This is a genomic window from Arenibacter certesii DSM 19833 (assembly GCF_000429545.1).
Lineage (GTDB): Bacteria > Bacteroidota > Bacteroidia > Flavobacteriales > Flavobacteriaceae > Arenibacter > Arenibacter certesii.
Window position 1 is genome coordinate 180,331 of sequence record NZ_AUCB01000006.1, and the last position, 25,165, is coordinate 205,495.

18 protein-coding genes are annotated in these 25,165 nt (G+C 38.6%); 1 reads left to right on the top strand and 17 read right to left on the bottom strand.

Features of this window, described 5'->3' with window-relative positions; all coding sequences use genetic code 11:
• Positions 1-491: 491 nt before the first annotated feature.
• Positions 492-1,424 (top strand): helix-turn-helix domain-containing protein, encoded by a 933-nt coding sequence (locus G466_RS0103655; protein ID WP_157373799.1) that lies wholly within the window; start codon positions 492-494, stop codon positions 1,422-1,424.
• A gap of 109 nt (positions 1,425-1,533) precedes the next feature.
• Here G466_RS0103655 and G466_RS0103660 read toward each other — a convergent pair whose 3' ends face one another.
• From G466_RS0103660 to G466_RS0103735, 17 genes are all read right to left on the bottom strand, one after another.
• Positions 1,534-3,075, bottom strand: a complete 1,542-nt coding sequence (locus G466_RS0103660; RefSeq protein ID WP_026812433.1) for a RagB/SusD family nutrient uptake outer membrane protein — start codon at positions 3,073-3,075, stop codon at positions 1,534-1,536.
• A gap of 25 nt (positions 3,076-3,100) precedes the next feature.
• Positions 3,101-6,244 carry a SusC/RagA family TonB-linked outer membrane protein gene (locus G466_RS21375; protein WP_084418705.1) on the bottom strand — a complete coding sequence of 1,048 codons (3,144 nt, stop codon included), beginning with the start codon at positions 6,242-6,244 and terminating at the stop codon, positions 3,101-3,103.
• Between the two features lie 380 nt (positions 6,245-6,624).
• On the bottom strand, positions 6,625-7,419 hold the full coding sequence (locus G466_RS23035) for a type 1 glutamine amidotransferase (protein ID WP_051315509.1): 795 nt from the start codon (positions 7,417-7,419) through the stop codon (positions 6,625-6,627).
• Between the two features lies 1 nt (position 7,420).
• Positions 7,421-8,593 carry an iron-containing alcohol dehydrogenase gene (locus tag G466_RS0103675; RefSeq protein WP_026812434.1) on the bottom strand — a complete coding sequence of 391 codons (1,173 nt, stop codon included), beginning with the start codon at positions 8,591-8,593 and terminating at the stop codon, positions 7,421-7,423.
• 34 nt (positions 8,594-8,627) lie between these two features.
• Positions 8,628-10,010, bottom strand: a complete 1,383-nt coding sequence (locus tag G466_RS24070) for an aldehyde dehydrogenase family protein (protein ID WP_026812435.1) — start codon at positions 10,008-10,010, stop codon at positions 8,628-8,630.
• A 3-nt stretch (positions 10,011-10,013) separates the two neighbouring features.
• Positions 10,014-11,390: a glutamine synthetase family protein gene (locus tag G466_RS24075; RefSeq protein WP_026812436.1), complete on the bottom strand. Its 1,377-nt coding sequence runs from the start codon at positions 11,388-11,390 to the stop codon at positions 10,014-10,016.
• A gap of 155 nt (positions 11,391-11,545) precedes the next feature.
• Positions 11,546-13,045 carry an amino acid permease gene (locus G466_RS0103690; RefSeq protein ID WP_026812437.1) on the bottom strand — a complete coding sequence of 500 codons (1,500 nt, stop codon included), beginning with the start codon at positions 13,043-13,045 and terminating at the stop codon, positions 11,546-11,548.
• Between the two features lie 220 nt (positions 13,046-13,265).
• Positions 13,266-14,747, bottom strand: a complete 1,482-nt coding sequence (locus G466_RS0103695; RefSeq protein ID WP_026812438.1) for a SusD/RagB family nutrient-binding outer membrane lipoprotein — start codon at positions 14,745-14,747, stop codon at positions 13,266-13,268.
• A gap of 13 nt (positions 14,748-14,760) precedes the next feature.
• Positions 14,761-17,697 carry a SusC/RagA family TonB-linked outer membrane protein gene (locus G466_RS21385; protein ID WP_229797152.1) on the bottom strand — a complete coding sequence of 979 codons (2,937 nt, stop codon included), beginning with the start codon at positions 17,695-17,697 and terminating at the stop codon, positions 14,761-14,763.
• A gap of 20 nt (positions 17,698-17,717) precedes the next feature.
• Entirely contained in the window at positions 17,718-18,017 is a 300-nt protein-coding gene (locus G466_RS24220) for a peptidase associated/transthyretin-like domain-containing protein (protein ID WP_205622018.1), read from the bottom strand.
• Positions 18,018-18,183: 166 nt separating this feature from the next.
• On the bottom strand, positions 18,184-18,447 hold the full coding sequence (locus G466_RS23040) for a FecR domain-containing protein (protein ID WP_051315510.1): 264 nt from the start codon (positions 18,445-18,447) through the stop codon (positions 18,184-18,186).
• A 19-nt stretch (positions 18,448-18,466) separates the two neighbouring features.
• Entirely contained in the window at positions 18,467-19,135 is a 669-nt protein-coding gene (locus G466_RS23045) for a FecR family protein (RefSeq protein ID WP_051315511.1), read from the bottom strand.
• A 62-nt stretch (positions 19,136-19,197) separates the two neighbouring features.
• Positions 19,198-19,782, bottom strand: a complete 585-nt coding sequence (locus G466_RS0103715) for an RNA polymerase sigma-70 factor (protein WP_026812439.1) — start codon at positions 19,780-19,782, stop codon at positions 19,198-19,200.
• A 301-nt stretch (positions 19,783-20,083) separates the two neighbouring features.
• Entirely contained in the window at positions 20,084-21,094 is a 1,011-nt protein-coding gene (gene iolG, locus G466_RS0103720) for an inositol 2-dehydrogenase (RefSeq protein ID WP_026812440.1), read from the bottom strand.
• A 42-nt stretch (positions 21,095-21,136) separates the two neighbouring features.
• Positions 21,137-22,042: a sugar phosphate isomerase/epimerase family protein gene (locus tag G466_RS0103725; RefSeq protein WP_026812441.1), complete on the bottom strand. Its 906-nt coding sequence runs from the start codon at positions 22,040-22,042 to the stop codon at positions 21,137-21,139.
• Between the two features lie 10 nt (positions 22,043-22,052).
• Positions 22,053-23,528, bottom strand: coding sequence for a CoA-acylating methylmalonate-semialdehyde dehydrogenase (locus G466_RS0103730; protein WP_026812442.1), 1,476 nt, complete (start codon positions 23,526-23,528; stop codon positions 22,053-22,055).
• Between the two features lie 39 nt (positions 23,529-23,567).
• Positions 23,568-25,163: a solute:sodium symporter family transporter gene (locus tag G466_RS0103735; protein ID WP_034234522.1), complete on the bottom strand. Its 1,596-nt coding sequence runs from the start codon at positions 25,161-25,163 to the stop codon at positions 23,568-23,570.
• Positions 25,164-25,165: the final 2 nt, after the last annotated feature.

Sequence of the window (25,165 nt, forward strand, 5' to 3'; positions counted from 1 at the left end):
ATAATTATGGCCAAAATTATTTTAAAGAATAAATATCGTAATATTTTTACATAATGTAGACAAATGTTACCCAAACCACAAATTTAACAAGGGATACAATAAAAACTACTTCATTCACAACATTATTTTTAAAAAACCAAAGTCTCTTATTATATTCATACCGACAAAATGTTTGATTAATTTTTTTTTAGTGTTTATAGTGTTCTCTTGAAATAGCCTGATTCCTGCGAATCAGGCTATTTTTGATGTGATTGTAATTCTAAAATCGACCATTAGACAACCCTTCTACAAGGTTAAAATGTAAAGGTTTGCATAGGCTTTAAGCTAACTTCCATACAATTATCACTATCTTGATACATATTATAAAGTGAATTTACAATTCACTCCCGAAGCATTTTGAGTTTATAAAGATAAAACTGCATCAACTATCAGTGGCTTTATAATTGATTAAAATACACAGGACTAATTACAAAATTCCAAATCATTCTGACGTGCTAAGCTTCTATAAATCACTTTTATTAATTACAGCTCTTCTTTTTGCTGAAGTAGTAGTCGCCAAGCAAACGCAAAAAAATTCTTTTGATACTTTTTTTGATATTCAAAACAGCTTACTATTGAATAGGGACCATCTGAAGAATGCTTTTCCCCTATCAAATGAGGGAGAAACACTTGTCTATGAGACCTCAGCCAGTACAAAAGGCAACTCCTATTTCCCTACAAAGAAAGAAGAAATTATAACGCTATTAAAATCCAGTGAAGACATTACGGAGGTAACCCGTGAGCATAAAATGTTAGAATTGGAAAATAAAGCACAAAATGAAAAAATAAATCTCATTGTTGTAGTATTAATTCTTCTTTTTCTCATTAGTTGCCTAGCAATATACTCCTATTTAAAGGTAAGGCAGAAAAACAATATACTAGTCAACCGCACAATAGAGTTAGCTGAAATTCAGTTAAAAATTCAAAAAGAACTTGCAGGATTTTTAAAAACAGAGCGCAATGGCTCTGATACCAATTTAAATAAAATCCAAAACGCTATAGACAAAGATGTCAAGGAAATAATAATGTTCAAATTAAATAAATTAGAAAAAGGAATTTTTTTCTTAGACCCTAATTGCAATTTACATCTATTATCTGAGCAACTAAAAACCAATCCCAAATACCTATCACAGGTAATCAATCAAGAGAAAAAAACAAACTTCAACAATTATATTAACGAGTTACGAATAAATTATTTGTTGCCAAAGCTTCTAACAGACCCAGATTACAGAAACAGTAAATTAAGTTATATAGCGGTATCCTTGGGTTATAATAATCTAAATACGTTTAATTCGGCATTTAAAAAAAGGATGGGCATTCTTCCTTCCAAATTTATAAATGAGTTAAACCACTCTCGTCAATTAAATAATCAGAACTTAACTTAAATAGAAAGGCAATATCCCTTTCGCGGATACTGCCTTTCAATCAACTAACTAATAATTAACCAAACTATTTCCATTATGCTCCTAAATAATTATAGAATTATTCTATTCACTAGTTATATCCTGGGTTTTGTGGTGTTAAATTGGGGTTGTTAATAATTTCCTGCTCTGGAAGTGGAAATAACAAATGCTTTTCCTGAAGCGCTTGTTTGGAGCTTAGGTTAACATGTCCCACAAAATCATCAAACCCTCCAGTGGTACTATTCAGCACTTTTCTGAGTCGGACCATATCGAACCATGTAATTTGCTCATAGCTTAGTTCATGCCATCTTTCTTTCCAAATAGCTTCTCGCAATGATTGTTGGGTAAATGCCCCCAATGCAGGAGTTGTTAATTGTGCCCTATCTCTTATCCTGATCAACGCATCAACAGTTGCTTGGTTAGGACCATTTGCCTCGTTGGACGCCTCTGCATAGATCAACAATACCTCGGCAAAACGGATAATAGGCACATTTAAATTATCCTTAGCTGTTCCAGGAACCCCCAATGTACCGTTGGCAGCAACATTGAAATGTTTAAAAATATAAGGAGCACCCAAATCAAAAAGTTCTCCGCTACCATTGGTGTAGTAAGTGCTATAGAACCAACCTTCGCGATCTACCGCCCTAAGATCACCAGCTTCATAGGAGTTATAGAATCCAATTTCGGGCACTGTACTTCCTGTTCCTGAAGGACCACGATAAGAAACCGGTTGAAAATTAGGAAACATATTGCCCATCGGATTACCGGACACCTCATCGTTATATTGAAGACTAAAAATATGTTCCACCATATTTCCAAGACTTTCGTCATGCACTTTTGCATAAGTATCAAAAAGATCAATAGGTCCCGCATTATCTATCACCTCCTTGGCCTTGCTTGCAGCATCGGCATACTTTGCAGTTTCATTTAAAGGATTTCCGGCCATGGTAAGGTAAACCTTTGCCAGGAGGGATTTAACTGCTGCCTGTGAAACTCTTCCGGATTCATCTGTCCATGGCAAACCTGCACTCTCTGCTTCTAGCAAATCGGCTACAATTTGATCATATACTGCTTTCTGAGGGCTGCGGCTAGGATTAAAATCCTCTGAAGAAGCACTTTGTGGCATGGTAATTAAAGGAACATCACCCCATAGTCTAACTGCATAAAAATACGCCCAAGCTCTAAAAAACCGCGCTTCACCCAAAACCTTGTTTTTTTGTGCTTCCTCCATTTCTATTCCAGGGACGTTTTCTAGCACTAGGTTAGCATTGGCTATCACCTTATATGTACCACGCCACCAGTTTCTAATATGTAGCGTATTGGCATCGTAGGATAAGGAATATAAATTGTTTAAATCCGAATTCTGTGCCGTTTGGGTAGTAGAAGTTCCAGTAACTGCTTCCAACAACTGCCAATTGGACGAAAAAATACCTGCGCCGTCCCCTACAAACCTTGCATCTGCATATACTGCCGCAATTGCAGATTCTGCATGTTTTGAAGTAGTATAAAAACTGTCCGGCGTTAGGTTTGATGGATCAGATTCATCCAAAAAGTCGGAACATCCCATCGTTACAAGCAACATTAGTGAACAGAGGTAAAACTTTCCAATGTGTTTTGTTATATCAAATTTCATAATTTCTTATTTTAGATTCTATTAATTACAGTCCGACTTGTAAACCAATTACGAATGTTGTTGATTTAGGATACTCGTGCCACTTCATTCCTTGTGAGAAGACATTATTACCCTCACCACCACGAATAGGGGTTACCTCGGGATCACCAAGTAGTTCATCGTTTACCAATAAAAAGAAGTTTTGAGCAGAAGCATAGAGTCTCAATCTGTTTAAATATAAACGATCTACAAGATCTTGACTAAAAGTATAACCTAACATAACGTTCTTACCACGCACAAAGGATCCATCTTTCACCCAATGGGAATCTACATTGGTAACATAACCTGCCCGGGTATCCCTAACTTGGGCAATCATGGTATCCTGATTATCTGGAGTCCAAGCATTCAACACCGTAGTATAACTATTGGCAAGTGCCTGTCTATCTTCACTGGAGTGCAAGTTCATATCCATTACATCGTTACCCCACGAATATTGGAGTTCCAAGGTGAAGTCTATATTCTTATAGTTAACATAATTAGTAAAAGTACCCCACGCAGTTGGGTAACCATTTCCTATAATGGATCTATCCTCATCATTGATTATATAATCTCCATTAAAATCCTTGTACTTTATATCCCCGGGCAAAATGGTAAGTCCATTTCTATAACTCACAAATTTAGCCGCTTCAGCAGCTTCATCTGTGCCCCATGTGCCCAACCGGGTAAGTCCCCAAAAGGCGCCAACGGGTTCACCTATCCTAATTATACTAGTTTCGTTGGTTATTCCAGGGCCACCAACACCAAATATATCGGATGGGGTAGCCAAAGAAAGTACTTTGTTTCTATTCATCGATATGTTGAATGAGGTATTCCAGGTTAAATCTTCTGTTACTATGTTCTTCGTAGAAAGCCCAAGCTCTAGACCCTTGTTTTCCATGGAGCCCACATTTCTTCTTATAGTAGCATACCCACTTGATTGTGGCACAGGCGCATCTAAGAGCATATCTGTTGTTTTCCTGTAGTAATAATCAGCTTCCAAGCTAATTCTATTCTCCAATAGCCCTAACTCTAGACCAACATCATACTGAGCCGTTTTTTCCCATTTCAAATCCGGATTTGCCAAACGGTTTAATCCCGTACCTCCCACGCGGTTTTCGTTCCATATGGCAGCATAATTAGAACTTAATAAGGATAGGGAAGAGTAAGGCGGGATTTCGGAGTTCCCAGTTACCCCGTAACTTGTTCTAAGCTTTAGGTTAGAAATAGAAGCGTTGTCTTTTAGAAAATCCTCATCAGAGATTCTCCATGCAACAGCCGCTGATGGAAAAAAGGAAAACTTATTGTTGTCACCAAATTTAGACGAACCATCGGCTCTACCCGTAACTGTAAATAGATACTTACCCATTAAGTTATAGTTGATTCTTCCAAAATAGGAGTTCAATGCCTCCCTATCCGCAAAAGATTGTACCGCTATATTATCTGATCCCGCCCCCAGGTTGTTGAATTTAAAAAAATCTGTAGGGAAATTTCTGGAATCTGCATTCACAAAAAATTGATTGGACTGTTGCCATGATAATCCCAATAGGGCTGTCAGCGAATTGTTATCATCAATTTTCTTGTTATAGGTAAGGTAGTTTTCAATTGACCAGAATGTCTGCTTTTCATTACTTGATTGTGCTCTAGCAACCGCATTATTATCTAGCACACTATTTCTAAATTCATTGTTTTCCTGAGTAAGTATATTTGCCCCTATTACTGTTCTCATTTCCAATTCCTTGGTAAAATTAAGATTGGTATAAAAACTACCTGCAGTGGTTTGGGTATTTAAGATATACTCATTATTCATAAGCCAGTTAACCGAATTTCGGGTACCTTCCGCAAAGGGATAGTCCCTATTATTAGCATATAGCCCTTCCAATGGTCCTCCTGTATGCTTAACGGGGTAAAAAGGATAATCCTCAACCATTCTACGTGGCACTTGGTCATTGGTGTCCGCCAAGTTCTCTGTCTGATAATTATAACTAAGGGAACCTCCTATTTTCAACCAGGTTTTTATCTGATCATCAATGGAAAATCTTCCTGAATACCGCTTTAGGTAGGTATTTTTAAAAAGACCTTGGTCATCCCTAATGCCGAGTGATATGGCATATGTTGTTCTTTCATTACCACCAGAGAACCCCAATTGATGATTTTGTGATAATTTATGTTGCACCACTTCTTTGGACCAATCAGTGTCATAGATTGCCTTTCCATCACTATCAAACAGATAAGCCACATTAGGATTTGCTCTTTTAAGCCTAGGCTCATATTGAGCATATTCCCCAGCAGCCCATCCTTCTGGGTCAAATTTTTGAGTGTTTTCCCATGATAGTTGCTCTATCATGGCGTATTGTTCAGAATTTAAAGCTTTAGCCCTGTTAGGTCCAAATTGTTTTACGTTATAGTCCACATCGTAAGTAATTCTTCCTTGACCAGCGCGACCTCTTTTTGTAGTTACCAAAATTACGCCGTTGGCACCTCTAGCACCGTAAATAGCTGTTGAAGACGCGTCTTTTAAAACTTCGATAGAGACCACGTCATTCGGATTTAAATAATCTATAGCTGAGCTGAAGTTAGCTTGATTACCTTGTGGTAATTGCACCCCATCTACAACGTATAATGGGTTATTGGAAGAGTTAATGGAACTAAATCCCCTTACGCGGATGTTAGATTTTCCCCCAGGACGACCGGAGTTGGTATTTACCTGTACTCCAGCAATCTTACCGGATAATGCCTCATTTAGGGAAGTGGCTGGCCGCTCTTGAAGCTGTTCTGCCCCAACTTGACCAACCGCACCAGTAAGATCAGATTTCCTTTGGCTACCATATCCAATCAGTACCACTTCATCCAATTCCCTAGCATCTTCTTCCATTATTGCGTCTACTGTGGATCTACCATTTACTGGAATCTCCAAAGTACTATACCCTATATAACTAAAAACTAGAACGGCATTGCTGTCCACATTTTCTAAGCTATAATCACCGTTAAAATCGGTTTGGGTCCCATTAGTAGTTCCCTTTACCAATACATTGGCCCCCGGTAAGGCTCCAGATTGATCCGAAACGCTTCCAGTTACCGTCTGCGCCCTTGCCATCCCGAAACATAAAAATGCTACCACAAGCAAAAGGCATTTACATAGTTTAATTTTCATAAATAGTTGTTTTAGTTGATTAACGATTGCAGAGAAGAAAAGTCTTAGGTACGTTAAGCTTAAAAATCCTATGCACAAAGTAGTCTTAAATGTATTCCTTAGATTATAAAAACCATTGGTTTACAAAGAAAAGCACCCTAAAATTCATGAATTTTAGGGTTGTTCGTAAGCCATTCAATCTTTAAGGCGCTAACGTTGGATAAAATAAAAAATCACATACATAGTAAACTTCATCAACCTTTTATTCCTATATTATTTTGTTTTTTAACCTATTCTAAACATCGATTGTGAAATAATATAGCGTGATAGACTCATTGAATTCGGGTTGGAAAGGCTATGGTTTTAAAGGTATCTTGGAGTATTGGACACTGAATGGTTCCCTAAGCGGATAATTGCTTTAACCAAGCCATAATTTCTTGGGTATGGAGTTGGTAATCGCTAATTTCAAATGGTATTCCATTTTGTTCCCTCAACAACAAACAAAATTCCTGAACATCTTCTAAGGAATCAAAAACCTTACTTCCAACTAATTTTTGGGATAAAAAAGAAGCTATCAGTGCCATTTCGGAAGTGTTAAATTCGGGATGGTATTGCACTCCGAAAAATGATCCTTTTTTAAAATCGAATGTCATGGCCTGTACTTTTGAATGGGAATTACTAGCCAAAACAAGGGCGTTATGAGGTACTTCATCTACTTCATCATAATGGACACATAGGGCGGAGTATGGCGCTATTCGATGGGATAAAAATGGGCTTATCTTTCCTAATGGGGTAACTTCTATTGGCTTAGAGACTCCAAACTCCAATCCATTCTTGCTCCGTACCACCTTACCACCCGCAACCACCGTGGCTATCTGCATACCCCAGCAGCTACCATAAAATGGAATGCCACTTTTAAAAACATCATCGGCAAAATTCAATTGCCGTTGAACATCAGGTATATTGTCAAGGACACTAAGAGAACTACCCGTCCACAATACACCATCATATTGTTCCAATTTTGAAGTCGTTGGCAAATCAATTGCCACATCCGCAGGAAAGGCAAAATCTGTCTGTGCCTTAGGGACCAAACCCCTCAGCATTTCTTGGAACTTTAAATGATATGGCATAATTCCATAGGCTTCCCTTTGCGAGCGTGTGTTTTCGTTATTACCTTCTACTATGAGGAGTCTCACTTTATAAGCTATTTAAATTTCCTGATACCGCAGCTCTAAAAAGTTTCTCAAGATCTGCTGCATTAACCGGACTTGCATTGGAAGGAGTTGATGGGTCTTTAAAGGCCATTTCTCCAATTTCCTTTGCATTATCCTCATTAATGTCTATTTCTTTTAGCGTATGCGGAATATTCAATTCTCTTCTCAGACCAATTATATAATCAATAATACCCTCGGTGCCTTGCTTTTCCAATCCAAGGACTTTACTTAAATGAACCATTCTATCTTCAATAGCAGCCTTATTCTGTTTTAAAGCATATGGTAAAATTATGGCATTTAATAAACCGTGTTGTTTATTATAAATGGCTCCTAATTGATGAGCTACTGAATGAACGGAACCAAGTCCTTTTTGAAAGGCAGTGGCCCCCATAGAGGCAGCTACCAACATCTGCCCCCTAGCTTCCAAGTTTTTACCGTCCTTTACTGCGAGGGGCAAATAATTGGCAATAATCCGAATTGCTTCTATGGCTATTCCGTCGGCCATTGGGTGAAAACCTGGGGCGCAATATGCCTCAATGGCGTGCACCATGGCATCTACCCCTGTCCAAGCGGTAATATGTGGTGGCAGACCCAAGGTTAGCTCCGGATCGGATATTACGATTGCAGGTATCATTTTTGGGTGAAAAATGATTTTCTTGACATGTATTTTTTCATCTACAATCACAGATGCCCTACCTACTTCGGATCCTGTACCCGCAGTGGTGGGGATGGCTATTATTGGTGCTATCCCCGCTAAATCTGCATAACTCCAATTATCGCCCACATCTTCAAAATCCCATAAAGATCTAATCTGGCCGGACATAAATGCAATAGTTTTTGCAGCGTCAAGGGCAGAGCCTCCCCCAAAGGCAATGACCCCGTCATGCTTATTTTTTATATAATGGGCCACTCCATTTACCACATTTTGTTCCGTAGGATTTCCTTGGACATCACTATATACCGAAAAACTTATCCCCTCTTTTTTTAAAATATCCAAGGTGACATCAACTATCTCCAGTTTTACCAAGCCCTCATCGGTAACAAAAAGAGGATTATCTATCCCCAGATTTTTGCACGCCTGTGCAATTTCATTTATTCTACCATTTCCGAACCAGATGGTAGTAGGATAATTCCAATTTGTATTTGCTATTTGCATCAATTCTTATTTTATGGGTCAATAAATTGCTTATTTAAGCTTTTCGAAAATTAAAGGATTTTACGCGGGTAACATGTTCATATCCAATCTTTGATAAGGTTACGCCATTTCCTGAGTTTTTAACTCCGGTCCAAGCCAATGCCGGGTCCAAATAATCGCATCGATTCATAAACACGGTACCGGTTTCAATTTTCTCACCCAAATTAATTGCCCTATCCATGTCGTTGGTCCATAAGGAAGCGGTAAGTCCGTATTGGGAATCATTCATCAATCGCAATGCTTCCTCATCGTTCTTTACCCTCATTATCCCTACTACAGGCCCAAAGCTCTCCATGGTCATTAATTCCATACTATGATCTACATTCACCAGTACATGGGGAGATAAATAGGGGGTATCTTTCTTGGATGCCGTGAACAACGATTCGGCCACCAATGATTTTGCCCCTTTCGCGATTGCCTGCGCAATTTGTTTTCTAACGTAATTGGCCGCATCGGTTTTTACCATTGGTCCTAGGTTGGTTTCGGTGTTTAAAGGATTTCCTAATTTGTATTGCTTGGTCAATGCAACAAATCCGTCCACAAACTGATCATAAAGGGATTCGTGGACATAAATCCTTTCTATTCCGCAGCAAGATTGCCCACTATTAAAAAATGCGCCATCAACCAAGTTTTCTATACTATTCCCTAGATTGGCATCGGCCATAACATAAGCGGGATCTTTTCCGCCCAATTCCAAACCACAGGGAATAAATTTGTTCAACAATGCATTTTGGACTGCTATTCCACCTTGTACAGAACCAGTAAAGTATACGCCTTTAATTCTGCCATCGCCAATTAATTGAGCCGTATTTTTGTGGTTCAAATGTACTATTTGAAAAACACCCTTTGGCAATCCTGCTTTTGCAGCGGCACTGGCATATCTTTCCGCCACCAACGGGGTTTGGAAGGAATGCTTCAAAATCACCACATTTCCCGCCATTAAAGCTGGCACAATGGCATTCACAGAGGTCAGAAAAGGATAATTCCAAGGGCTCAATACACTTACAACACCTATTGGAACACGTTCTACCCATCTTTTATCAGGATTATTATTGTCAATTAATTGATAATCGGTTAAAGCTTCTTCCGCCACCTTTATCATATAATGGGCTCTGTCCGAAAAACCCTTTATCTCTCCGGGGGTTTGCCCCAAGGGCCTGCCCATTTGCCAAGTAATTTCCAGAGCTATATCGTTTTTATCCTGAACAATAGCCTCAACAAAGGATGTAATATAAGTTGCTCGCTCAGCGATGGATAGAGCTGCCCATATGGGAAAAGCACTTTCAGCCAAGTTTAACACCTGCTCAATATCTTTTGGCCCATGTTCTTCGGCAGAAAAATAGGTGGACCCATCTATTGGTGATATAGTATGTACCATTTTTTATATTATTTCGAAATATCGTTTTAATTGCCAGTCTGTTATGGCTCCAAGTTGCTGTTGATCTTCCCAAAGTCGGGTATAGGCATAATGGTCTACGAACATATCGCCAAACAAATCGCGTGCAATTTTTGAATTCTTAAACTTCTCGGCAGCATGGGATAAAGTCCTAGGCAACTGTAGTTCCTGTGGAAAATCTACATCGTATGCATTACCTTGAACCGCCTTTGAAGGTTCTATTTTATTCTCTATGCCCCACATTCCAGAGCCAAGAGCGGCAGCAAGGGCTAGGTATGGATTAATGTCAGCGGCAGATACCCTATATTCTACTCTTTGGCATTTCTTAGATCCCGTGATGGCCCTTAGTGCACAGGTTCTATTGTCTACCCCCCAAGAGGCAGCTGTGGGAGCCCAAAAGCCAGGTATGAGTCGAGTATAGCTATTACATGTAGAGGCCACCATAGCCAACAGTTCTGGCATTAATTTTTGCTGTCCTCCTATAAACCATCGCATAATATCGGAGATGCCTTCGGACTTACTATCATCATAAAAGGCAGATGAGCCGTCCCTATTCTGCAATGAAATATGGATATGTCCGGATTGCCCAGGATAATTTGAAGACCACTTGGCCATAAAGCAGGCCATTAGTTGGTGTTGTTGTGCCCATACCTTTACGAAATTTTTAAACAGAGCACCATTATCGGCGGCCCTCAACGCTTCGGAATATTCAAGTGCACCTTCAAGGACTCCCGCTCCCGTCTCTGTATGTAATCCCTCTAAGGGCATGCCCATTTGTTGGGAGAGATCCATTATTTCGTGATAAAAATTAGCATGGGTAGAGCTTCGCAATATGGAATATCCAAAATTACCAGGCGTCATGGGTTCCAAATTGTTGTAGTTCTTATCACGAATTGATTTTGGAGTCTCTGTGAATAAGAAAAATTCGAATTCAAAGGACGCACTGGCCTTGAATCCTGTTTTCTCCAATCTATCCAAGATTTTACGGAGTATGGATCTAGGACAAACACTAGCGGCATTGCTCTCCGAAAAATCTACCAAAAAGATGACTGATTTGTAATCTTCTGTTGGTAAAATTCTCATGCTGGCAGCATCTATCGTTGCCTTTGCATCGGTAAAGCCATCTGCCCAACCAGTAAAAGAATCATTCTTATATAAAACATCATTCGAATCCCAACCAAAAAGAACGCTGCAAAATCCAAATCCTTTCTCCAAGGCGGAAAGAAACTTTTTGGAATGTACATATTTCCCTCGTAGAACCCCATCCACATCAACAACGGCCAACTTTATATTCTCTATTTGATGTTCTTTGATATAACTTTTAACCGATTCTATGGTCATCGTTTTTTCTTCCTTTTGCATGTGGTTGTATTTAGTTGGTTTTAAAAGATCGGTCCAATAATTATTGGGAATAATGTTCACATTTCTCCAGTTGTTTTACGAGGTATTCATGACTTTTGCAAATACAAATTCATATACCCTTTTCTATAAATTTATTTATTTATATCCACTTTGTGTCACAAAACTTCTGTTTTTACCAATGCTTTTTTAGTTTCGTGCTCTAAGGCAAATTCTTCCTCGGGGGAGAGTATCAATCGATGCCTACCTTTAATCCCAAAATAAATTAGGCCTATGACCAAATAGACCATGGATATAAAAACAGCCGTTCTATAAGACTGATCTTGAAGCTGAAAATAAATAATAAGACTCGCCAAAAAGATAGTTATCCAAGCACCTATTTTCCCAAATGGACTAATGTATGGTCTTTCTAGATCTGGCTTATTTTTCCGTAATAATAAGAAGGAACCACACTGTAGAATATAGGATAACATGGCACTAAAAACTGCAATGTTGAGCAAAGCACCTCCAATAAAAACCTCGCTCTCCTTTCCAGCCAAGAATTTAGTAACCATTAAAACTGTAAAGCCGATTAAGGAGCCTAAAATTAATGCGGTATAGGGTGTCTTTCTTTTACTATGTGTCAAAGACAGCATTACAGGGAAATAGCCCGCCCTTGATAACGAATAGATCTGTCTTCCAAAAGCAAAAATTATGGTATGAAAAGATGCCAAAAGACCAATAGAAGCTACTAATGCGAGGAGTTTAGCAATGTTATCCCCATAAAGCACTTTAAATCCGTCTAACAAGGGCTCTCCGGATTGGGAAAGGGCATAAGACCCTAAAGGGATGGAGGCATTGAGCCAAATTATTAAAAAAGCAGAAATAATCAGTGTAATAATTCCGTAAGTCAGTCCCTTTGGCATATCTTTTTTGGGATCTACAGATTCTTCTGCCGCTAGGGGCAATTGTTCAATAGCCAAAAACAGCCATACAGCAAAGGGCATAGCTTTAAGAGCTCCTTCCCATCCCATAGGAAATAGGGAGCCCCCTCCCCCCGCCAAATGTTCGGCACTACCATCGGCACCTGCCTTAATATCCAGTGCATAGGTTGTAAAATTGACACTACCGATAGAGGACAACCAAAATATTCCCAAGCATCCCAAAGCCAATAAGGTAAGGGCTACAGTAAAACGAAAAGAGAGTTCTACACCCACAATGTTCAATAAGGTAAAGAAGGTATAAAAACCAAACCACCAAAAGGGCAACATTTCTGGATCGCTACCAAAGATACCCTGCATATAATTACTAAGAAAAAAAACAATAACGGCCGGGGTAAGGATAAATTCCAGATTTTCTACCAGACCTGTAAAGAAGCCACCCCAAGGCCCCATGGCCGACCTAGCAAAAGAATATGCTCCTCCAGTATGTGGCAAGGCTGGTGACATTTCGGCAACGCTTTGGGTAAGTCCAACGTACATAACGGCCACAACACAGGTGGCGATAAACATTCCTCCCCATCCTCCTGAAGCCAGGCCTAGATTCCATCCCGAAAAATGCCCTGAAATTACTGCCCCAACTCCCAAGGCCCATAACGACCATACACCAGCATGTCTTTTAAGTTCCCTGGATTCAAAATAGGATTTATCCATTTTTTTGTACTTCACGCCTTTTCCCATAACTATTTACTTGGTTTTGGTTTGCTTAAAACTATTTCTAAATAGGAAATCCTCTAATAAAAGACCATAGGGAAAGGTCCCCTATGATCTAATAGATTTCAATATAAATTGTAATGATTATTCCTTTAATCCTTTTTGTTACGTCCCACCAAACACATTTACAGTTTGCTATTTAAACTATCTGATTGAAAGGTTTTACAGGTCTTGTTGGTGTAATAAATTAATTTAACCACCATGGTATTTCGCGAATTTTATCATTCCCGGCTCCAAACTGTCTTTCAATGGCTGCGGAGACATTTTCAGTATTGTTAAGATATTCAGAATTGGGATACATCCATCTAGTGGGAGGAGTAGCCCCTGGTAATTGGGAAAAGGCGGGGTATCCTGTCCGTAAATGGTCAAAATAAGATCTCCAACCCGATTGCAAAAAGGAAGTTAAATATTTCTGGGTTAAAATAAGCTCTAACTTTACCTCAGTGGAAAGCGCATTATCAAAAGCAACTTTAGTACCCAAAAGATACGCATCCGCATCCGCAGGTTCTACATAGCTTTCATAATTCTTGGCAAAATCGTTATAAAAACTAAAAGAGGACTTTACGCCATTTTCATAATGCTCTTTAGCATTTGTAGTAATCCATCCACGCACAGAAGCTTCGGACAATATAAACTGCAGCTCCCAATACCCCATTAAGTTGTGAGGCTCGGTTGTAGGATCCGTAGTGTATCTTAAATTTACCTTGGAAACATCACCTGCAGCAGCCTTGTCATTTACCTCGGCATAAGGGGCTAAAGGATCACCACCTTCATAAGCTGTGAAATCGTCAATTGCGAGTCCGGCTTCCTTGGCATTTTTAGTCTGTCCAGAATAAATGAACAATCTTGGATCTTGTCTATCCTGTAATCTTTCTATAAAGGTAGAAGACATATACATTCCTGATCCATAACTACTAGAGTTAAATTCTGAGTATCTACTTCCTTCCTCATCTAAAAAAACCAACTGACCATTGTCCTCATTGGATTCCATTATGGGCTGGTTATTGAATATATTGGCAAAGGCACTTTTTATGTTAAGGTCCGCATCTCCTTCTTTTTTAGATAATGTCATAAGAACTTTTAGCCTAAATGAATTAACCAATTTTTGCCATTTACCAGTTTCACCTCCATAAATAATATCTCCGGCGATAATAGTTATATTGCCTTCTAAAAGATCGTTAGCTTCTGCCAACTCTTTTAGGATTCCAACAAAGAGCTCTTTTTGAGTATCATATTTAGGGAGATACTTTTCCTCAATCTCCCCCATAAGCGCTTCACTATAAGGCACATCCCCAAATGTTAGGGTGAGATTATAGAAGTAGTAAGCTCTAAAAAATTTAGCTAGGGCTATATATTCATTACTTTCAATACGCTCTGCTTCCTGCATCATTTTGGTAACTTCCCCTAGCATATTATAGTTATCAAAACTAGCGCGGTCCCAACTATAGTATTGATTATTGTTTTCACCATCGGTCTGCACCAAAATTCGGGTTGCATATAAAGAGCTAGTCCCATCTACACTAAAAGCATTACTTGCAATATTGGTCAATAATAGTTGTGGATGTGTTTGACTAACATTATTTGGGTTCTCGTTTAAATCTGTAAGATCTTGACATCCAGTAAGTACCATCAATACAGTTAGGCTGAATAAAATTGCTATTTTTTTCATTTTGTGTCTTTTACTAAAATTTAACATTAATGCCTATACCTAAGTATCTTGTAGAAGGATCCTGTAAATTGTTATCGTTCCCAAAATCCGGATCAATAATATCAGCCTTCTTCCATGCCAACAAGTTGTAGCCACTAAAGGTTACATCTAAGTTTTGAACTCCATTAATGTTGGCCAATTCGGTAAAATCATATTTAAAGGAGAGCGTTCTTAATTTAAAAAAGCTTCTATCAAAAATATTAGCAAACTTTTTATTTTCCTTGTAAGTCACAGCTGCTCTATAAGGATATTGCTGAGACCAAGACTGCCAGCTTACCGCGGTTGTATTTTGAGCGTATTCCCTTGTGTCTGAAATTACCTCCCCGTTAACATCCTGCACCAATTCTCCACTGGTTACATGAACACCTTTTGGCACATAAACCGGTTGACCGGCCGCATATTCCGCATCCCGAAATTCTGTAGAATAGGGGTGTTTACCTCCCCACCACATTTTCTCAACAGTCAATGAACGCATTAAACCGCCCCATACACCGTCTATACCAATATTCACGGTTAACTTTTTATATTTAAAACTATTCTGTAAACCCAAGGTCCAACTAGGATCATTATGCCCCAAAAGTTGTGGATAACTATCTCTAATAGGCATTCCGTTAGTCCCTAAAATTAGATCGCCATTACCCGACTTCTGCCACACTGTTGCATAATAGCTATCTGCCCTATCATTTAGCTTAAGGTTGTTATATGTGGAATTGTTGTCATATATTTCGGTGATTTTCTTAACCTGTCTACTCCAGTTGGCCGTAACGTTCCATGAGAAATCATCCATGACTATTGGTTTGGCATTTAAGACGACTTCAAACCCATTTGTGGTATATTCATTTCCATTTACCTTTCTATTTTCAAATCCTGAGGTGTTGGAAATTGGTAAATCTATAATCTGATTAGTGTCTACCACATTGTAATAAGTAAGGTCCAACCCAATCCTATTTTGTAAAAATGCTGAACTTAACCCAATTTCGAACGAATTTGAACTTTCGGGCTCTATATTAGAATTTACCAATCCGTTAGGATATTGTAATTTTATATTTCCACCAAAAACGCCACTATTGGTATAGTATGATGAGATACTATATGGATTTAAATCACTGGATACCTTTGCCCATGATCCATATAGCTTTAAATAATCCAAAGCTTTCGGCATTGTTACATAATTAGAAACAACTGTACTTAACGAAACCGAAGGGTAGAAGTAGGAACGATTTTCCTTCGGCAGGGTGGATGACCAGTCATTTCTTGCAGCGGCTGTTAAAAAGACGGCATCATAAAGATCTATTCCCAAAGTAGCATAAACACTATTGGTGGCTCTTTCTTCATAATAATTAGTTCCGGCAATATTACCACTGGTGTTGTTTAGACTATATACAAAGGGAACAACAAGGCCATCAGTTGAATTATATTCCTGCTGATATTTTCTATAAAATGTAGAGGCACCGGCGTTAATATCGAAAGAAATATCTTCCGTCAGGGATTTTGCATAGGAGGTCAAGATATCATAATCTATAGTCAGCCTTTTGGAATTCCACGTCTTGTAATCCCCTTCCCTGGCATCTCCGTAATTCAAATAAGTTTTAGGGCTTTGTCTGTCCTCAAAAATATCCTGCATTACAGCGGAACCTCTGGCTTGCAAAGTAAGCCCTTCGGCGATATCATATTTCAACAACATTTGAGCATTAATTAAGTCTGCATCATACTTCTGATTCAATTCATTAGCAGCAAAATAAACGTTGTTATACCAAGCGTAATTGTAGTTGGCTTGTCTATATCCTTCCTGTCCAGGAATATACATGTGCTCTTTTAATTCTTTCCCGTTAACATCATCCCCCATCCAGATTAGGATAGTATACATATGGTTCTTTGGACCATAACCATGTCTAGGATAATTGGGAGAATACACTTTATTATAGGATAATTTACTATCCAAAGTAAGCGAATTGGATAACTTGGTTGTTGATTTAAAAGTTAACCCGCCAGTTTTAAGCCCCGAATTGGGAACTCTATCCTTTTGGTCGGAATAATTTCCGGACAAGCGGAACGATCCTTTCTCGGACTTATTAGAAATTGAAAAATCGGTACTGGAAATATAACCTGTTCCCATGAAATCCTTAAGGTTGTCATGATACTCCCATGGGGTTGGCACTCTGGAATAACGCGATTTATCATCGTATTGAGTTCCATAAACATCACCCCACCAAGGAATGGTTTCACCAGAAACATTATCTAAAATAGGGCTGTTCCATTGAGAAACCATAACTCCAGGTTCAAACTTAGGACCCCAGATCATATCCCCATCGGAAATACCTCCATCTTTTCCATCCCAGAATTCATATTTTCCATTGGAGCCATTGCCATACTCACTTTGTGTTTCCGGAAAAACAGTAAAACCTGCAGAAACCATCGTATTATGGGAGACTGAAATTTCTAGACCATCTACTTTGGCATTCTTGGTCGTTATTAATATGGCGCCATTTCTACCTCTAGATCCATATAAAGCAGAGGCCGTTGTTCCTTTTAATACGTTAATATTTGCAATATTATTGGCAGATACATCATAAAAGTCGGTTTCAACAGCGATACCATCTATCACAATCAAGGGCGATTTGCCCCTGAGGGAAAAAGACGGCTTTTGGAACAAGCCTGTAGGATTACTTACCGTTAGACCCGCTACTTGACCAGTAAATAAATTTCCCACGTTAGGAGCATTTATTTCTTCAATAACCTCTACATCCATTTTTTGAGTGGCGTAACCAATCTTCTTCTCCGCTCTGGTAATCCCTAATGCTGTTACCACCACTTCGTTTAAACCAGTAGCACTTTCTTCTAGAGCAATGGATACGTTTGCATTACCATTTACGGGGACTTCCTTACCTGTATATCCAATATAGGAAATCACTAAAATAGCATTCTCGTTATTTACATTAATAGTAAATTTCCCATTAAAGCGGACTGGGTTCCGTTTGTAGTTCCCTTTTCCAGAACATTGGCGCCTGGTAACGGGTTACCATTACTATCTAAAATAGTACCTTCTACCATGAACTGTTGAAATACATCTATCCTTTCTACCTCATCACTGTATTTAAAAGAATTATTTTTTACATTGGCCTGAACCTGAATAAGTGAAATACTTAAAAGCAACCATGTAGTAAGTTTCATTTTTAAATTAAAATGTAGTCGTAAATGGGCTTGGTACCCAAGCCTATATTGGTTTTTCATATTTGTGAAATGGTTTTGGTGGTTAATAATTTTAATCAAATTTCAGTAGGAAGTGTAGGCGCCCTTTAGGACAATTATTGTTACACATCCTATAATTCAGGTGGTTAACCTTAAAAAGTGATTTACCTAAATCTTAGAAAGTCTAGTCCATTGGCGGTTAGTTTATTTAATTAATAATTATTTGACCCTCCTTAATATTATAGTCCATTTTGTAGGTCTCATTGAACACTTGGAAGACTTGATCAATAGTTTCAATATCAAAACTTGCTGTAATTAATTCTTGGCCCCATTTTTTGTTGTTATTTATAATTTTCACATTATAATGTCGCTCTAGTTTTTTTACTATTTTTTTAAAGGGTACATGTCTCAATAAAATTTTTCCATTTATCCAATTAATATGTTCTGCTATGTTTACCTCCTCAATTAACATTTGCAGATTATATCTATTTCTATTCGGCTTTGTGCCCTGGCTCCAATACGCATGCATTGGAAGAATCAAAAGTCTGACTACTATTATATACTGAAATCGATCCTTCAATAAGTGTGGTATTCACAAATTGGTCCTCCGGATAGGAAGACCAATTAAATTTTGTCGCCAACACCCTTACTTTAATATCCTCAGTGTTGACTACAAATGGACTATGGCTGTCTTTAGCCACCATAAAAAAAGCTTCCCCATCCAGAAAAACTTGTCTACTTTCAGACCCTAAAAATTGAACTGGATATCTGAGGGAAGTCCCTGAATTAAGAATTACCTTAGTTCCATCTGAAAGCATTAAATCAACTCTTTCCCCATTGGGAACTGAGAGGGTATTGTATACTAGTTCCGCTTTTTGAGTTCCTTTGTCTTTATAGATTACTTGCCTGTCTTTTTCTGAACCTTCTAATATTACGCGACTTTTATTTTTAGAAGATTGATTATGCTTATTAATAATAATATAATAAGAGGGATCTAAATCTGTATTGGAAATATCCAAAGTAGAAACAACATACTTAGCTTGTAAAAGATTAAATTTTTTTACATTATTATCGGAAGCAATAATCCACTTCTCAACTTCCCTTTCTTCATGAGAAGTTGCAGTTCCTCTTAAGTATTTGGATATTTTATGATCCAACATCGTCTAGTGTTATATTATATAGACGATTCAGAAAAGATTTACACCTAGTTATAAATTATAATTTATTGAGAAAAAGTTATAAATTCCTTCAAATGCAGTTTCATATGTTTAATTGCGACGGAAATGTGATTCTCTACCGTTCTTTGAGAAATACCCATTTGGTCGGCTATTTCGCCATGCTTTAAACCCTCAAGTCGGCTCTTTTTAAAAATGTTTTTACATTTTTCGGGCAATAGCTCAATGCTCTGAATAATTTTACTTTCCAATTCATTTTCCAATAACATAGATGCGGACTCATCATGAAGGAATTGATATTTTATTTCAGATTTTATTCTATAACTATTATCTAAATAGTTCTGTTTAATCTTTTCATGCTTTAACTGGTCCAAGCAAGAATTTTTGGTCATGGTATACAAGTAGCTATTAATATTAGTTACCTTTTTAAGAACCGCTCTATTTTCCCATATTTTAAGAAATACATTTTGTACGATGCTTTCTGCATCTTGATGATAAACCAAGTAACCTTTTGCTATATTAACAAGCTTCGTATAGTAGAGTCTGAATAAGGTCTCAAAAGCACATTTTTCTTCCTTCTCTATAAGGAGAAGAAAAAATTCGTTGTTGACCTTAGGTTGACCTTTTTTCAACTTACTATTTGTTTTATATTCAATAAATAATCGATTTATCAGCTCAAATAAAAAGACATTTTAGCGGTGTGATTTCTAATTCATATTACCAATACTTTATTCGACAATAACGCAACACCCTATTTATGTAGTTAGATTTAGAGATTAAAACCTACATAATTGCAAACACCAAGTTTTGTACTTCAGTTTAATGTACCTGTTGATAAACTAATGCGGATTTCTCAATCATACGATTTATCCCAAAACGAAGTCATTAATATTTTAAATTTATTTCTATTGGACTTTTAGTAACTGCGATATATTAAATTGAAATTTCCTCTATCTGGACGGGTCTTTTTTCTTGAAGGGATTTTATAGCCGCCAAACCAATTTTAAGTGACAATAATCCATCTTTCCCATCCACGGGTACTACCGTTCCATTTTTTAGGCTACTTACAAATTCGAGCATCTCCGTTTTATAGGCCATAGCATATCTTTCCAGGAAAAAATGTAAGGGTAGGGATGCTTGGATTCCCTTATCGGTATAAAGTCGATGTGAATCCATAAAATTATTATTGGCCTGCACCATTCCTTTAGACCCAAATACTTCAATACGTTGATCATAACCATAAGCCGCTTCTCTGCTATTATCTATAATGGCCATAGTACCGTCTGTATAGGTCAATGTTACCACAGCGGTATCTATATCACCAGCCTCCCCGATTGATGGATCAATAAGGACAGCTCCTTTTGCATAGACCTCTACTATTTCTTTCCCTACTACATATCTCGCCATATCAAAATCGTGGATTGTCATATCAAGAAAAAGTCCACCAGATTTTTCAATATAGCTTATAGGAGGGGCACCTGGATCTCTACTTGTTATCTTTACCAAGTGAGGAAGTCCAACGGCGCCTTCCTTTACCAGTTCGTGAACCTTTTTAAATTCCTTATCAAACCTTCGATTGAATCCCAACATCAATTCAATATTTGCGCCTTCCACCACTTTCAATACTTCTACAACCCTTTTCATAGATAGATCCAACGGTTTTTCACAAAACACATGGACTCCTGCCTTTGCGGCCATTTCTACATAATTGGCATGGGTGTCTGTAGGTGAACAGATTACTACAGCATCAAACGTGTCCACAGTCAATAGCTCCTTAAACGTGCCTGTGATATGGGGAATATTCCATTTACGGGCATATTCCCTACATTCTTCCATAGGATCCATTACGGCCACCACCTCTACATGTTCCATTTGCAGTAAGTTTTCCAAATGGATTTTCCCAATTCTTCCCAGGCCTGCCAAGGCAAATTTAACTTTTGTCATAAGTTTAAATGTTTACTAATGGTTATAAAAATGTTCCTAGAACTAAAGGCCCAAAGAAATTAAGTAATCCCTATTGGCTTGGGCACATTCTTTGGGTTTGCCCATCCCTGGTAATATATCTTGCTCCACTACAATCCAATCTTTATATCCCTTCTCTTTTAGATGAGATATAATTCTGGGGAAGTCTACATTCCCCTTTCCCAATTCACAAAATACGCCCCGTTTAATAGCATCAAAATAATCTCCGTTTACCTCTTGTGAAGCTTTTGCAGCGTCTGGACTATAATCTTTAAAGTGTACATGCCATATCCTTTCATCATACTTCTTTAGCGCATGTAGCGGATTTCCGCCTCCAAAGGCGTAATGACCCATGTCCAAACAAAGCCCTAAGAGATTTGGATCTGTAAGCGACATCAACATGTCAATTTCTTCTGGAGTTTCGACGTATCCGGCACAGTGGTGATGAAAAACCGTTCTTATCCCATATTTATCTTTTACCGCTTGGGCAATCTTTTCGGCGCCTGAAGCATAAACGCTCCATTGTTCCTTTGAAAGACCCATTTCTGATGTAATTCTTCCCGCATTTTTGGTCCGCTCAGTCACCGAACCATTCTCATCTGCCAGCACTATGAAAGCATTCTTATAACCCGAATTGTACATCAGCTGGGCCACCTTTAATGCAGCCTCCACACCCCTGGAATGCTTGCTCTTATCTGCCAAAGCTACTGGGACAAAGGCCCCTAAAAGCTGCAGTCCTCTTTTGCTTATCTCCGCCTTCAATTTACTAGGATCTGTGGGCATAAAGCCCCAATCCCCTAGCTCGGTTCCTAGATATCCGGTCTCTTTAATTTCATCCAATACTTGTTCAAAACCTATCTCATCGGATTTTTCTTCCAAGTCAAACTCCAAGGCACCCCATGAGCATGGGGCATTAGCTATTTTTATCATTAATGGGATATTAAAATTTTCGGGACCAAATATTTGGCCATCTTTCAATAATTACCTTGGTCTGGGTAAAAAACTCTATAGCGTGTTTGCCCTGCCCGTGCAGGTCTCCAAAAAAGCTATCCTTCCACCCACTAAATGGAAATTGCGCCATTGGTGCGGCCACACCTATATTTATACCAATATTTCCCGCATCGGCCTCGTTTCTGAATTTTCTGGCATTGGCACCGCTACCAGTAAAAATACAGGCCATATTACCATAGTCTCCCCCATTAACAAACTTAAGGGCCTCATCTATGTTCTTCATCGCTATTAAACTCATCACCGGGCCGAAAATTTCTGTTTTAATAAGTTCCTTGTCTAGCGCCACATTTTCTAAAATAGTCGGAGTAAGGAAATTTCCTCTTTCATAACCCGATATATGGGCATTCCTACCATCTAAAAGAAGATTAGCCCCTTCATCGATCCCTTTTTGAATCAGTCCAGTTATTCGCTCCTTACTTTGAGGCGTAATTACAGGTCCCATATTAATATCCTTATCCAGTCCATATCCGGTGGTTCTGGATTTTACCGTTTCATAAAGTGCCTCCTTAATTTGTTTTTTCTGGTCATCAACGGTTATAATGGTTGAGGCAGCCAAACAACGCTGGCCTGCACAGCCATAAACGGAATCTGCAATTATCTTAGAAGACATTTCTATATCCGCATCGGGCAGTATCACTACCGGGTTTTTAGCCCCTCCTTGTGCTTGAACTCTTTTGCCGTTTGCAGTTCCCTTGGAATATATATATCTAGCTACAGGGGTACTACCAACAAAACTAATTGCCTTGATTGTGGGATGTTCCAAAATGGCGTCTACGGAATCTTTACCTCCATGCACCAAACTCACCAGTCCTTTTGGAATGTCTAATTGATCTATCATTTCAAAGATCTTCATCATGGTAAGCGGAACTTTTTCTGATGGTTTTACTACAAAAGCATTCCCTGTGGCAATGGCATAAGGAAGAAACCAAAAAACGATCATACTAGGAAAGTTAAAAGGCGTAATACATGCTGCAACTCCCAAAGGCTGTCTAATCATCATTTCGTCAATACCCGTGGCAATATCCTCTATTACGTCCCCAGCTATTAGCATAGGGGTACCACATGCCACTTCAATATTTTCTATGGCCCTTTGAATCTCACCCACCGATTCACCATAAGTTTTACCAGATTCCATGGTGATTGTTTCCGCCAAAGATTCCATGTTTTCTTCCATAAGGGATTTTAGCTTGTACAAGACTTGTACCCGTTTTAGTACGGGAACCTTGCTCCACTCCTTAAACGCCTTAAAAGCAGCCTGCACCGCTAAATCTACATCTACAGAAGTACCAGAGCCAAAAGGCACTTTGGCCATAACCTCTTGTGTAGCGGGGTTCACTACATCTACTGTTTCCTTGGACGCACTTGCGGTCCAAACCCCATCGATATAATTTTTTAGTATGTTCATTTTCCAATCATTTTTATATTAGGTTCCATTAGATTTTAATTAGTTGTTCCACAACAACACATAGATAAGGACCGTAACGGCACATAATCCAATAGACATGGGCACCGTGTATTTCCAAGCAGTTAGGTTCACTGCACCTACATCTGTAATTTCATATTTATTAGTATTGGGATAATAATGGGAGACCGCGTACATGATAGCGACATTCAATACAAACTCTATTCCCCAAAGGTGTACAAAATGAATACCGTGGCTAGTATAGCCCCAAGTCATAAACGTATAAAAACAAAGCCCGAATATTAATGCGGTTTTTGCACCTGTGGCGGACACCTTTTTCATGAAGAATCCTGCCAATAGGATGGAAGCGATCGGGATAAAGAAAATACCGTTCAATTCTTGCAGCAATTGATATAAACCGTCCGAAGCATTAGCCACCATAGGGGCAGCAAAAATGGCTATCACAGCCAATATTGCGGAAGTAAGCTTGCCTATTTTCACCAGTTTGTTATCGCTTACATTTTTAGCGATATGTTTCTTATAAATATCCATACTAAACAAGGTAGCCACCGAATTCAGCACAGAATTAAAGGTACTGAGAACGGCTCCCATAATTACTGCTGCAAAAAAACCAATCAGCCAAACAGGCAGTACCTTTTTCACTAATTGGGGATAAACGGAATCTTGTTGATCAAAATAGGTATCTTGAAAATAGTAGTAGCAAATTACTCCTGGCAGTATAATTACCAGTGGAATCAATATTTTAAAAAGCCCGGTCAACAACAATCCTTTTTGGGCCTCTTTTAAATTTTTCGCTCCCAAAGCCCTTTGGATAATTGTCTGGTTCATCCCCCAGAAATAAAGCTGATTGATTATAAGGCCTGTAAACAACACCTCAAAAGGCAAAACCGAATCCCTGGCCCCCACTACGTTAAACTTCTCTGGCGCATAATTGTACACCTTTACCAAGCCGTCTACAATATTATTATCTCCAATTGCCATAAGGGCCAAAAATGGGATCAATAAGCCCCCCAACAAAAGTCCAATTCCATTAATAGTATCTGAATAGGCCACCGCTTTTAGGCCTCCAAAAATGGCGTATATGGAGCCAATAACCCCAATGGCCACCACTGTAATCCAAAGTCCTTCTGTCTTGTCTACTCCCAAAGCTTCAGATACGCCAAACAGGCTTTCTATACCAATAGCTCCAGAGTAGAGTACAATAGGCAATAGGGTCACCACAAAAGAAAAGATAAGGATAGCTGCTACCATGGTCCTGGTAAGGCTATCAAATCTTTTTTCCAAGAACTGGGGAATGGTTGTTAAGCCCATTTTTAAATATTTGGGCACAAAAAATATGGCAGCTATCACTAATGCTATGGAAGAAGTAACTTCCCATGCAATTACGATAAAACCGTTTACGTATGAATTCCCGTTCATCCCAATAAGATGCTCAGAGGAAATATTGGTGAGCAACATTGATCCAGCGATCACCACTCCAGTTAAACTTCTTCCGCCCAAGTAATACCCATCTAGGGAAGCTAAGTCGGTTTTCCTAAGACTATACCAGGTAAAAAAGGCGACCCCTCCAGTGAACAGGAGAAAGGAACCTAAAATAATTATCAGATTGGTATCCATAC